Here is a 12,080-nt window from a genome sequence, read left to right as displayed (position 1 = left end):
CGGGGTGGCGGCCCTCTTCGCGGCGCCTCTCCTGCTCGCCGTGGCGGTTCCGGGCGTCGCCCGGGCAGAGCCGACATCGGAGGTGATCCAGGGCGACGTGCTGCGGCTCGTCTCGATCGCGGACTGGGACTCCGCGGGAGGCATGCTTCCCGGCCAGCCCGTGCAGTGGGATGTCGAGGTCAGCGCCGACGCCGAGGAGCCCGGACGGATCCGCATCGGCGTGCGGGCGACGGGGGACGCCCGCCTCCGGGTGGACATCGCGCTGTGTTCCGAACCCTGGGGTGCCTCGGGGTGCGCGTCCGGTTCGACGGTCGTCCGCGATGACTGGAGCATCCCCCGGGACGGTGCCGAGGTGCCGGTGACCGAGATCGCACATTCCGAGACCGCCCACCTCCGTCTCGCGATCGCGCTGGATCCTACGGATGGTGCCGGGACGACCGAGGTGCAGGTCGTCGCGCATGGGGCGGGGGAGACGGTGCTCGCCGGCCCGGGCGGCGGGCCCGCGACGACGGGGCCCTCGCCGGGGATCGCGCCCCTGATCGTAGCGGCGGGGCTGGTCGTGGTCGGCGGCGCCGCCCTCGGCGCCGGTCGGCGCCGTTCTGGCGGTGGGGAGGTGCCGCGATGAAGCGCGATCGACGAAGGGGCGCCGGGGTCGTCGCGGTCGCCCTGCTCTGTGCCGCCTTCTCCGCGTCGTCCGTCGAGTCCACGGCGGCGCGCTTCACGGATGTCGAACACGCCGCGGGATCCTTCACCGCATCGCGGCTGGTCGCGCCGTCCATCACCTCCTGCACGGTGACGAGCCTGCTCGGCACCTTCACCGGCTTCACGATCACCTGGACCTCGCCGTACCTGAAGGCGCAGCAGCGGCTGTCGATCAACACCGTCGTCGTCGACAACGGCTCGGTCAGTCAGAGCGGGAGCGCGCCGTACACGTACTCGACCACGATCAGCTCGGGCCTGCTGAGCACCTTGCTCGGAAGCCTGCTCGGCTCGTCCAACACGGTGCGGGTCGAGGCCGTTCTCCCCGGAACGTCCTGGGTCTCGCCCGCCGCGACGCGAACGCTGTCGGTGGGCGGACTGCTCGGTCTGGGCGGGAACAACACGTGCACGTGAGCACGCGCCGTCCGCTCAGTCGGCGAGGGCGAGGGCGCGGAAGGCGTCGCGCTCGCGGAGCTGCTCGCGACGGCTGTCCAGGGGAGTGGCGGAGCGGGCCGGGACCGTGCGTCCCGTCGTGCGGCGGTACAGCTCGTCGATGAGGTCGGTGGCGAGCCCCACGAGCTTCGCGATCTCGCGCTCGTCGCGGTCGATCCAGACGCAGCGGGGCTCGTCGTGGACGGGGGAGAAGTCGACGTGCTCCTCCCAGACGAACAGGGTGCGCTCGGCGCCCAGCACGTGCTGCTGCCACCACACCTGGCGCAGGTAGGTGCGGGGGATCCCCCGGAAGGCCTTGTTGGTGGTCTTGATCTCCGCGAGGCTGACACGACCGTCCGCGTCCACCGAGATGCCATCGGGCGTCGCCAGGTGGCGGTGCTCGACCTCGGCGCGGAACAGCGCAGAGGAGGGGAAGATGCCGTGCGTGGCCGCGACCCAGGCGGCGATCTCCGGCTCGCGGCGTCGGCCGTGGTCGGTGTAGGCGTTGCCGCCGAACCGCGGCCCGCCGCCGAGCTTGGCGTCGGCAGCACGGGCGATCGAGCGCTCGCTCGTGAGTCCGGCGACGTCAGTGGCCGTGATGCCGCGGGATCGTGCCCTCATCCATGCCACGCGGTCGCGCGAGTCCGCGACGATGCGAGCTTGGAGTTCCGGGGTCACCAGAAGACTCTAACTCTCCCCCACCCCCGTACCCGTCGTACACGCCGCCCCCTCCCGCCGACCCACCCCCCTGCGTGCGTCCCGGCCCCCTACGCACGCGCGCAAGGGGGTGGCTCGAACGCAAGGGGGTGGGTCGGCCGGCGAGGACGGTTCCTGCACAGGGGGCGGGAGGGGAGAGAAGGGTGTGGAGAACGGTGGGAAGGCGGGGGAGTAGCGAGAGGAGAGGAAGAGTCGGCGGGATGAGACAGGTGAGTGTGGAGGAGATCAGGGGGATGCTCCTCGGTCGTCGACGGCTGGAGGAGGAGGGCTGGGGGTCTCGGACGCTCCACGCCGCGGTGGAAGGGCGGCAGCTGCATCATGTGCGCCGTGGGTGGTACCTCGCGCTGCGGACCTGGAGCGAGCTCGCCCCGGAGTCCCGCCATCGTGCGGAGGTGGTGGCCGCCGATCTCGCGGCCTCGGGGACGCGGCCTGTGTTCTCGCATGCCTCGGCCGCGGTGCTGTGGGGACTGCCGCTGTACCGGGTGCGTCCGACCAGGGTGCATGTGACGGCCCCGCCTGACCGTCGCCACAGCACGTCCGGGATCCTGCGGCACGAGGGCACTGTCTCCCCCGGCGACATCGTGGAGCGCGACGGCATCCGCTGCACCTCCCTCGCCCGGACGGTCGTCGACCTCGCCCGCACGGTCTCTCCCGAGGCGGCCCTCGCGGGCGCGGATGCCGCCCTCGCTCTGGTCGGCGGTGACCCGTGGGAGTTCGACGACACCGCGGAGCAGGCTCTCCTGGCCGACCTGGCGGATCGGGTGCGCCGTCCGCGGCTCCGCGGCATCGTGCAGGCGCGCCGGATCGTGGGTCTGGCCGACGGTCGCGCGCAACTGCCTCTGGAGAGCGTGACGCGGTACCGGCTCCATCAGCTCGGCTTCGGCAGGCCGCGTCTACAGGTACCGGTGGACGGACCGCGCGGCGGCCGGTTCTGGATGGACATCGCCGTCGACCAGTGCCGCACCTTCGTGGAGTGCGACGGCCGGGACAAGTACCTGGATGACGAGCTCCGCGGGGACCGCACCGCGGAGAGGGTCGTGTTGGACGAGAAGATCCGCGAGGACTGGGTGCGCGGAACCACCGGCTGGCGGGTGGCCCGGGTGACCAGCGCGGACGTCGCTTCCCTCGCCGCGGTGCACGGAAAGGGGTGGGTCGACGGGAAGAGGAGGGGGGATTTGGGGGAGAGGTGGGGGTGGGGTACAGTGGTCATAACCGAAGACCGCTGGTCATCGTGTGCGCGTGAGCGCACAGGATCGAAGCTCTGCATCGCAGGGGCCCGCGCAGGTGTCACGAACTTCCGAGCTCCGTGCGCTTGCGCCGGAGCTCTTCTCTTTTGCAGGGGGTCGGAGGCCGGCGCCCCACCACCGTGCGGCGCCTCGCACACACCAAGGAGTGACCATGGCGCAGAAGGATGCATCGGTCAACGAGCTCACGAAGTCATTCGAGAACTCGAACGCCGTCCTGCTGACCGAGTACCGCGGTCTGACGGTTGCCCAGCTCAAGCAGCTGCGCAACAGCATCCGTCAGGACGCTGAGTACGCCGTGGTGAAGAACACGCTGACCAAGATCGCCGCCAACAAGGCCGGCATCTCCGCGCTGGACGACGACCTCAAGGGGCCGTCGGCTGTCGCGTTCGTGCACGGTGACTTCGTCGCCACCGCCAAGGCTCTGCGTGACTTCGCCAAGGCCAACCCGCTTCTCGTGATCAAGTCGGGCATCTTCGAGGGCAAGGCCCTCACCGCCGACGAGGTCAACACGTACGCCTCGCTCGAGAGCCGCGAGGTTCTGCTGGCGAAGGCCGCGGGCATGATGAAGGCGACGATGGGCAAGGCTGCGGCCACCATCGACGCGCTTCGCGAAAAGCTGGAGACCGCCGAGGCCGCGTAAGCGACCGGCGATCTCGTCTACAAACCCCATCTATCTAGGAGATACATCATGGCGAAGCTTTCCACCGAGGAGCTGCTCGAGCAGTTCGCCGGCCTGACCCTCATCGAGCTCAACGAGTTCGTGAAGGCGTTCGAGGAGAAGTTCGAGGTCACCGCTGCTGCTCCCGTCGCCGTCGCCGGTGCCGCTGGTGGCGCAGGCGAGGCCGCGGCCGAGGAGGAGAAGGACTCCTTCGACGTCATCCTCGAGGCTGCTGGCGACAAGAAGATCCAGGTCATCAAGGCTGTCCGCGAGCTCACCTCGCTCGGCCTCGGCGAGGCCAAGGCCGTCGTCGACGGTGCTCCGAAGGCCGTCCTCGAGGGCGCCAACAAGGAGACGGCCGAGAAGGCCAAGGCTGCTCTGGAAGAGGCCGGCGCGACCGTCACCCTCAAGTAATTCCAGCGCACCAGCGCTTCTGCGAAGGCCCCGGGTTCCGCCCGGGGCCTTCGTGCGTCTGCGGGGTCAGCGCGGCGCCGCGGTCGAGCTGCGGACGACGAGGGCCGAGGCGGCCTCGACGCGCTCGACCGGAGCGTCCGGCTCACTCATCCGCCGCATGAGCAGGCGCACGGCCTCCCGGCCCTGATCCCGCGGCGACTGCCCGATGGTCGTGAGGGCGAACATCTCCGCATGCTCGTGGTCGTCGATCCCGACGACGCTGAGTTCGGTGGGCACCGCGATCCCCAGGCGGCGGGCGGCGATCACGGCGCCGATGGCCGCCTCGTCGCACACGCCGACGATGGCGGTCGGTCGGTGCCGGCGGTCGCCCAGGAGTCCCGCCGCCGCGGCATAGCCCCCGGGCATCGTCGGGGCCGCCCCGGCGATGCGCGCCCGCGGAGTCAGTCCCGCCGCGTGCAGCGCCTCCCGGTAGCCGGCCAGGCGTCGCGCGTCGCCGTAGCTGAGGTCGGTGTCGTCGGTGGCGCCGCCCACGAAGGCGATGTCGGTGTGGCCGAGCTCGATCAGGTGCTCGGTGGCGATCCGCGCGGCGGCCGCGTCGTCGATCGACACGGCGCTCGATCCGGCGCTGTAGGGGCCCACGCTGACGAGCGGGCGCCCGGTGCGGTGCAGGCGCTCCAGCTCGCGGGCGCTGGGCTGGATGCCGACGGCGATGATGCCGTCGAATCTCCGGCCGGGCAGCACGCTCTCGAACAGCCGCTCCCTGGTCTCCGAGCGCTCGGGGACGCCGTAGAGCGACAGGTCGTGGTCGCGCGCGAGCAGCGCCTCCTGGACGCCCGCCAGCAGTTCGGAGAAGAACCACCGGTCGACCGGAGGCATCACCAGGCCGATGGTGCCGGTGCGCCCGGTCGCCAGGCTGGTGGCGGAGGAGTGCGCGACGTACGCGAGGTCGTGCGCCGCCTCCTCCACGCGCTGTCTCGTCTCCTCCGAGACGTAGCCGCGGCCGCTCAGGGCGCGGCTCGCGGTCGCCTTGGACACACCGGCGCGCGTCGCGACGTCGGCGATCGTGCTCATCGTGTCCTCCTCGACGCGGTTCCACGACGGCGAGCCATCGGGCGCTCGCCGGGAGCCATCGTAGCCGTTCCACACGCGGGGAGGAACCGGTTCCAGACCCGTGGAACTGGGAGCGCTCCCACCACGCGGGGGGCACCGACCTCAAACGGTTGTGATCTTGTAACCTTCCCCAGTTGTACGGCGCGAAGGAACCCGAGTAGGTTGGCCTGGAATCGGTTCCCCAATGGATGTGGCGATTGCTCTCCTTGGGCGGACTGAAGATCCACCTGAAGAGGAGAAGTACATGGCTTTGTCACAGCGATACCGCCTGCTCGCCCCCATCGCACTCGTCGGCGTCGCGTCTCTCGCGCTCGCCGGCTGCGCCGAGGGCGGAAGCGGCGAAGGCGGAAGCGGGGAGACCAAGGACACGGTCCGGATCTCCGGCGGCATCACGGGCGTCGAGGCCGATGACCTGAACGCCTCCTTCGAGCAGTTCACGAAGGACACCGGGATCAAGGTCGAGTACACCGGCGACAAGGGCTTCGAGGGCAACATCGTCACCAAGGTGACCGGTGGCGACGCTCCCGACATCGCGATCGTCCCGCAGCCCGGTCTGCTCAAGACCCTCGTCGACACCGGCAAGGTCATGCCGGCCCCGGAGGCCGTGGAGACCGCCGTCGACGAGAACTGGTCCGAGGACTGGAAGAAGTACGGCACGTTCGACGACACCTTCTACGCGGCGCCGATGCTCGCGAACCTCAAGGGCTACGTCTGGTACTCGCCGAAGCAGTTCGCCGAGTGGGGCGTCGAGGTCCCGGAGACCTGGGACGACATGATCGCCCTGACCGACACCATCGTCGAGAAGACCGGCGGTCCCGCCTGGTGCGCCGGCTTCGCCTCCGAGGCGGCGTCGGGCTGGCCGGGCACGGACTGGATCGAGGACCTCGTCCTGCGCCAGTCGGGCCCCGACGTGTACGACGACTGGGTGGCCGGCGACGTGAAGTTCACCGACCCCGAGATCAAGCAGGCCTTCGACGCCGTCGGTGAGATCCTGCTCAACCCGGAGTACGTCAACGCGGGCTACGGCGACGTCAAGAGCATCAACTCGACCGCCTTCGGCGACGTCGCCAACGCTGTGGCCAAGGGCGACTGCGCGCTGACCCACCAGGCGTCGTTCCTGTCGGCGAACTTCCTCGACACGGAGACCGCGGACGGCAACGTCCCCGAGGTCGCGCCGGACGGCGACGTCTACGCGTTCATCATGCCGGGCGAGACCGCCGGTGAGCTCCAGGTCGAGGGTGGCGGCGAGTTCGTCGCGGCCTTCTCCGACGACGAAGCCACCCAGAAGGTGCTCGAGTTCATGGCATCGCCGGAGTTCGCCGACGCCCGTGTCGAGCTCGGTGGCGTCATCTCCGCCAACAAGAACGCCGACCCGAGCCTCGCTTCGAGCGAGTTCCTCCAGGAGGCGATGACCATCATGCAGGACGACGCGACGACCTTCCGGTTCGACGCTTCCGACCTGATGCCGTCGACCGTCGGCTCGGGCTCGTTCTGGAAGGGGATGGTCGACTGGATCGACGGCAAGGACACCGACACGGTGCTCTCCGACATCCAGGCCGGCTACGAGAACTGATCGTCTCGACACGATCTTCTCAGGCTGAGCGGGGCCGGGCTGCACAAGCCCGGCCCCGCTCCACCCATCCATACTGCGCGGGAACCCAGCACGATCCAGAAGGGGACGTTCATGTCGCACGCGACCATCGAGAAACCCGTCGAGGCTGACGCGCCGCCGACGACGCACGGCACCGACGAGAAGGGGAGGAAGACCACACGCACGATCCTCGCGATCGGCTTCGTGGTCGTCGTCGCGCTGGCTCTCCTCCTCGTCTTCACCGCTCCGACCGAGGAGTCCTCGCGGATCACGATCGGGTTCTCGCTCAACAGCTTCTTCCTGTGGCTCGGTGGTCTGAATCCGCTGGTGCAGATCCCGGCCGTGCTGCTCGTGTTCGGCGTGGTCGTGGCGATCATCCTCGTGCTGATCGAGTTCGCGCCCCGCCCTGGTCGCGGCTACTTCATCATGCGGCTGGTCGCGTGCCTCGTCATCCCGGTGCTCGCGCTGTTGCTGCTCCGTCCCTACGCGAACGCCGTCGTGTACGTCGTCGCGATCGCGCTCCTCGTCGGGGCGCTCCTCTTCTTCGCGGACTTCCGCGCGCGGCAGGGAGCGGGCTATCTCTTCCAGCTCGTGCTGTTCATGGCCCCGGCGGCCATCATGCTGCTGCTCGGCCTCATCTACCCCGCGATCTCGACGATCTTCAAGTCCTTCTTCGACAAGACCGGCGACGAGTTCGTCGGGCTCGAGAACTACATCTGGGTCTTCACCAACCCGGTCGGCACGTCGTCGGTGATCAACACGATCATCTGGGCGCTGCTCGCTCCGGTGATCTCCGTGGTCATCGGCCTCGCCTACGCCGTCTTCATCGACAGGGCCCGCGGCGAGAAGTTCCTCAAGGTGCTGGTCTTCATGCCGGTGGCGATCTCGTTCGTCGGGGCCGGCATCATCTGGAAGTTCATGTACGACGCCCGGCAGGGTGACCAGATCGGTCTCCTCAACGCGATCGTGACCGCTTTCGGCGGCGACCCCGTGCAGTGGCTGGCGATCAAGCCGATCCTCAACACGCTCATGCTGCTCATCGTGTTCATCTGGACCCAGACCGGCTTCGCCATGGTCATCCTCTCGGCCGCGATCAAGGCCGTGCCGGTCGAGCAGATGGAGGCGGCCGAGCTCGACGGCACGAACGCCTGGCAGCGCTTCCGCAACGTGACCGTGCCCGGCATCCGGTCGTCGCTGATCGTCGTGCTCACGACCATCACGATCGCCTCGCTCAAGGTGTACGACATCGTCGCCGTGATGACCGGCGGACGGGACGAGACCAGCGTCCTCGGCTTCGAGATGGTCAACCAGCAGCAGCGGTTCCAGAGCTACGGGCACTCGTCGGCGCTCGCCGTCGTGCTGTTCCTGTTCGTGTTGCCGCTGATCATCTACAACGCCCGATCGATGGCCAAGCAGAGGGAGATCCGCTGATGAGTGCAACGCAGGCCACCGTCGTGGACAACCGCACCAAGCGCCAGGTGGCGCGGGACACACGCCGCAACGAGGCGACCGCCCACAAGAAGCTGACCTCGAAGGGGGCGACGATCGCGGCCGCGGTCATCGCGCTCTTCTGGACGATCCCGACCTTCGGTCTCTTCGTGACGTCGTTCCGCCCGGGCGCCGACACGCAGAACAGCGGCTGGTGGACGGTCTTCTCCAACCCGGAGTTCACGTTCGACAACTACGTGCAGGCGTGGAACTCGGGCGGCACCTCGACGACCCTCGCGACGGCGTTCATCAACTCGCTGGCGATCACGATCCCCGCGACTGTGTTCCCGATCGTGATGGCGTCGCTCGCCGCGTACGCGTTCGCATGGATCGACTTCAAGGGTCGGAACATGCTCTTCATCTTCGTGTTCGCGCTGCAGATCGTGCCGCTGCAGATGGCCCTCGTGCCGTTGCTCAGCCTGTTCTCGGACGGACTGACGATCAACGACGTGCCGATCTTCCCCGGGTTCGGGCTGAACGAGGTGCAGTACAGCTTCGCCCGCGTCTGGATCGCGCACGCGATCTTCGCGCTGCCGCTCGCGACGTTCATGCTGCACAACTTCATCTCCGAGATCCCCGGCGAGATCATCGAGGCGGCCCGCGTGGACGGCGCCGGACACGGTCAGGTGTTCTTCCGGATCATCCTGCCGCTGGCGGCTCCGGCGATCGCGTCCTTCGCGATCTTCCAGTTCCTCTGGGTGTGGAACGACCTGCTGGTCGCGACGATCTTCGCCTCGCCCGGCGCCCTGCCGATCACCCAGGCGCTGAACTCGCTCTCCGGAACCTGGGGGAACAAGTGGTTCCTGCAGTCGGCCGGAACGTTCATCTCGATCATCGTCCCGCTGATCGTGTTCTTCGCCCTGCAGCGCTTCTTCGTGCGCGGCCTGCTGGCCGGCGCGACGAAGGGCTGACCCTTCGACAGGCTCAGGGACCCAGGCCCGTCGACAGGCTCAGGCCTTCGACGGGCTCAGGGACCCAGGGCCCTTCGACGGGCTCAGGGACCCAGCGCCCTTCGACAGGCTCAGGGACCCAGGTTTCTGGGTCGCTGAGCCTGTCGAAGCGGCGCTGAAACACAGCCCCGGAGGCGACGGCCCGCGCCGTACCCTGAACAGATGAAGTACGCAGACTCGATCGTCGACCTCGTCGGCGACACGCCCCTGGTGAAGCTCCAGCACGTCACCGAGGGCATCGCGTGCACGGTGCTCGTGAAGCTCGAGTACCTGAACCCGGGCGGGTCGGCGAAGGATCGGATCGCGGCCCGCATCATCGACGCCGCCGAGGCTGCGGGCGATCTGCAGCCGGGCGGTACGATCGTCGAGCCCACGAGCGGCAACACCGGCGTCGGGCTCGCCCTTGTGGCGCAGCAGCGCGGCTACCGGTGCGTCTTCGTGCTCCCGGACAAGGTGGGCGAGGACAAGATCGACGTGCTCCGCGCCTACGGTGCGGAGGTCGTCGTGACCCCGACCTCCGTCCCGGCGGACAGCCCGGAGTCGTACTACAGCGTGAGCGACCGGCTGGCACGGGAGATCCCCGGGGCCTTCAAGCCGAACCAGTACGAGAACCCGAACGGGCCGCGCAGCCACTACGAGACGACGGGGCCGGAGATCTGGCGCGACACCGACGGGCGCGTCACGCACTTCGTCGCCGGCGTGGGGACGGGCGGCACGATCACCGGCACGGGACGCTATCTGCGCGAGGTGTCCGACGACGCGGTGCGCATCATCGGGGTCGATCCGGAGGGCAGCGTCTACAGCGGCGGCACCGGCCGGCCCTATCTCGTCGAGGGCGTGGGCGAGGACATCTGGCCCGGTGCCTACGATCCCGCCGTCCCGCACGAGATCGTCGCGGTCGGCGATGCGGAGTCGTTCGCGATGACGCGGCGCCTGGCCCGCGAGGAGGGCATCCTCGTCGGCGGCTCCAGCGGCATGGCCGTCGTCGGGGCGCTGCGGGTGGCGAAGGACCTGCCGGCGGACGCGGTCATGGTCGTGCTCCTCCCGGATGGCGGACGCGGCTACCTGGGCAAGATCTTCAACGACGGCTGGATGCGCTCCTACGGGTTCAGCGAGGTGGAGGAGGGGGAGACGGTCGCCGACGTGCTCGCCGCCCGGGCCTCCCGCCACGGCCTCCCCGACCTCGTGCACGCGCACCCCACCGACACGGTGCTGGAGGCGATCGGCATGATGACGGAGTACGAGGTCTCGCAGCTCGTCGTCCTCAGCGCGGAGCCGCCGGTGATGATGGGCGAGGTCGTGGGCACCGTCGACGAGAAGGGCCTTCTCGACCTGCTCTTCCGGGGCGACGCCGAACCGAGCGACGCCGTCGGCGCACACGTGGGGGAGCGGCTGCCACTCATCGGCATCCACGCGCCGGTCGCGCAGGCACGGGCCGCGCTCGCCGACGCCGACGCCCTCCTCGTCACCGAGGACGGCAAGCCGCACACCGTGCTGACCCGACAGGACCTGCTCGGCTACCTCTCCCGGTGACGCGGGACGTAACAGGCCGGCACCCGTCGGAGGGCCCGGACGTAGGCTGAGGGAATGTCCGACCACGACCACGCCTTCGCTACCCGAGCCATCCACGCCGGACAGGCGCCCGACCCGATCACCGGGGCGATCATCCCGCCGATCTATCAGTCGTCGACGCACGTGCAGGACGGCATCGGCGGCTTCCGGGACGGCTACGAGTACAACCGTGCGGGCAACCCGACGCGCTCCTCGCTGGAGACGCAGCTCGCCGCTCTCGAGGGCGGGGTCGGGGCGCTGTCGTTCGCGTCCGGTCTCGCCGCCGAGGACGCGTTGCTGCGCGGCATCCTCAAGCCCGGCGACCACGTGCTCCTCGGGAACGACGTCTACGGCGGCACCTACCGCCTGCTCACGAAGGTGCTCGCGCCCTGGGGGATCGACACGACCACGGTCGAGCTCTCCGACGTCGACGTGATCCGCGCGGCGATCCGACCCGAGACGCGCATCGTGTGGCTGGAGACGCCGAGCAACCCGCTGCTGAAGGTCGTCGACATCGCGCTCATCGTCGAGGTGGCGCATGCGGCCGGTGCCCTCGTCGTGGTGGACAACACTTTCGCCTCGCCGGCTCTGCAGCAGCCGCTCGCGCTCGGCGCCGATCTCGTCGTGCACTCGACGACGAAATACCTGGGCGGGCACTCCGACGTGCTGGGCGGCGCCGTCGTCTTCGGCGACGACCGCTTCGTCGAGGCCGTGAAGTTCCAGCAGTTCGCGGTGGGGGCGGTCTCGGCGCCTCTGGACGCCTGGCTGACGACCCGCGGCATCAAGACCCTCGCGGTGCGGGTGCGCCAGCACTCCGAGAACGCGCAGGCCATCGCCGAATGGGCCCAGGCGCGGCCGGAGTTCGCGCAGGTGTTCTATCCCGGCCTCCCGTCGCACCCCGGTCACGGGATCGCGGCGCGGCAGATGAGCGGCTTCGGCGGCATGCTGTCGCTCGGTCTCGCCGCGGGGGCGGACGCCGCCCGGGCCTTCGCCGAGAGCACGCACGTGTTCCAGCTCGCCGAGTCGCTCGGCGGCGTGGAGTCGCTCATCGGGTACCCGCCGGAGATGACCCACGCGTCGGTCCGCGGCACGGAGCTCGCGGTGCCGGAGAACGTCGTGCGGCTCTCGGTCGGCATCGAGGACGTGGCTGACCTCATCGCGGATCTCGAGGAGGGTCTCGCCCGCATCGCCCGCTGACCGGCACGGCGACCCGCGATCGCGGG

11 protein-coding genes are annotated in these 12,080 nt (G+C 69.4%); 9 read left to right on the top strand and 2 right to left on the bottom strand.

Annotated elements, in window-relative coordinates; translation table 11 throughout:
• Positions 1-4 precede the first annotated feature (4 nt).
• On the top strand, positions 5-625 hold the full coding sequence (locus KVS71_RS07530; RefSeq protein ID WP_217584249.1) for a hypothetical protein: 621 nt from the start codon (positions 5-7) through the stop codon (positions 623-625).
• On the top strand, positions 622-1,113 hold the full coding sequence (locus KVS71_RS07525) for a hypothetical protein (RefSeq protein ID WP_217584248.1): 492 nt from the start codon (positions 622-624) through the stop codon (positions 1,111-1,113). Before KVS71_RS07530 ends, KVS71_RS07525 begins: the two co-directional genes overlap by 4 nt.
• Before the next feature lie 15 nt (positions 1,114-1,128).
• On the opposite strand, the gene KVS71_RS07520 is transcribed toward KVS71_RS07525, so the two are convergent.
• Positions 1,129-1,809, bottom strand: coding sequence for a YqaJ viral recombinase family protein (locus KVS71_RS07520; protein WP_060923575.1), 681 nt, complete (start codon positions 1,807-1,809; stop codon positions 1,129-1,131).
• Positions 1,810-3,246: 1,437 nt separating this feature from the next.
• Here KVS71_RS07520 and rplJ point away from each other — a divergent pair.
• Together rplJ and rplL are read left to right on the top strand one after the other, a co-directional pair.
• Complete coding sequence (gene rplJ / locus KVS71_RS07515; RefSeq protein ID WP_025104226.1) at positions 3,247-3,735, top strand: 50S ribosomal protein L10; 489 nt, start codon at positions 3,247-3,249, stop codon at positions 3,733-3,735.
• A gap of 48 nt (positions 3,736-3,783) precedes the next feature.
• A complete protein-coding gene (gene rplL, locus KVS71_RS07510) occupies positions 3,784-4,167 on the top strand; it encodes a 50S ribosomal protein L7/L12 (protein WP_025104227.1) in 384 nt (127 codons plus the stop codon).
• 66 nt (positions 4,168-4,233) lie between these two features.
• Here rplL and KVS71_RS07505 read toward each other — a convergent pair whose 3' ends face one another.
• A complete protein-coding gene (locus tag KVS71_RS07505) occupies positions 4,234-5,238 on the bottom strand; it encodes a LacI family DNA-binding transcriptional regulator (protein WP_083371072.1) in 1,005 nt (334 codons plus the stop codon).
• 283 nt (positions 5,239-5,521) lie between these two features.
• Here KVS71_RS07505 and KVS71_RS07500 point away from each other — a divergent pair, with 283 nt between their 5' ends.
• The 5 genes from KVS71_RS07500 to KVS71_RS07480 all read left to right on the top strand — a co-directional run bounded on the left by KVS71_RS07500 (position 5,522) and on the right by KVS71_RS07480 (position 12,054).
• Complete coding sequence (locus tag KVS71_RS07500; protein ID WP_060923551.1) at positions 5,522-6,850, top strand: ABC transporter substrate-binding protein; 1,329 nt, start codon at positions 5,522-5,524, stop codon at positions 6,848-6,850.
• A gap of 111 nt (positions 6,851-6,961) precedes the next feature.
• Positions 6,962-8,299, top strand: coding sequence for a carbohydrate ABC transporter permease (locus KVS71_RS07495; protein ID WP_025104230.1), 1,338 nt, complete (start codon positions 6,962-6,964; stop codon positions 8,297-8,299).
• On the top strand, positions 8,299-9,267 hold the full coding sequence (locus KVS71_RS07490) for a carbohydrate ABC transporter permease (RefSeq protein ID WP_025104231.1): 969 nt from the start codon (positions 8,299-8,301) through the stop codon (positions 9,265-9,267). Before KVS71_RS07495 ends, KVS71_RS07490 begins: the two co-directional genes overlap by 1 nt.
• Positions 9,268-9,468: 201 nt before the next feature.
• Complete coding sequence (locus KVS71_RS07485) at positions 9,469-10,839, top strand: cystathionine beta-synthase (RefSeq protein WP_025104232.1); 1,371 nt, start codon at positions 9,469-9,471, stop codon at positions 10,837-10,839.
• Between the two features lie 54 nt (positions 10,840-10,893).
• Positions 10,894-12,054, top strand: a complete 1,161-nt coding sequence (locus KVS71_RS07480; protein ID WP_060922564.1) for a cystathionine gamma-synthase — start codon at positions 10,894-10,896, stop codon at positions 12,052-12,054.
• Positions 12,055-12,080: the final 26 nt, after the last annotated feature.

Source organism: Microbacterium sp. GbtcB4, from assembly GCF_019091465.1.
GTDB lineage: Bacteria > Actinomycetota > Actinomycetes > Actinomycetales > Microbacteriaceae > Microbacterium > Microbacterium paraoxydans.
Note: the sequence above shows the minus strand (reverse complement) of the source record. Positions and strands in the feature narration are given on the sequence as shown.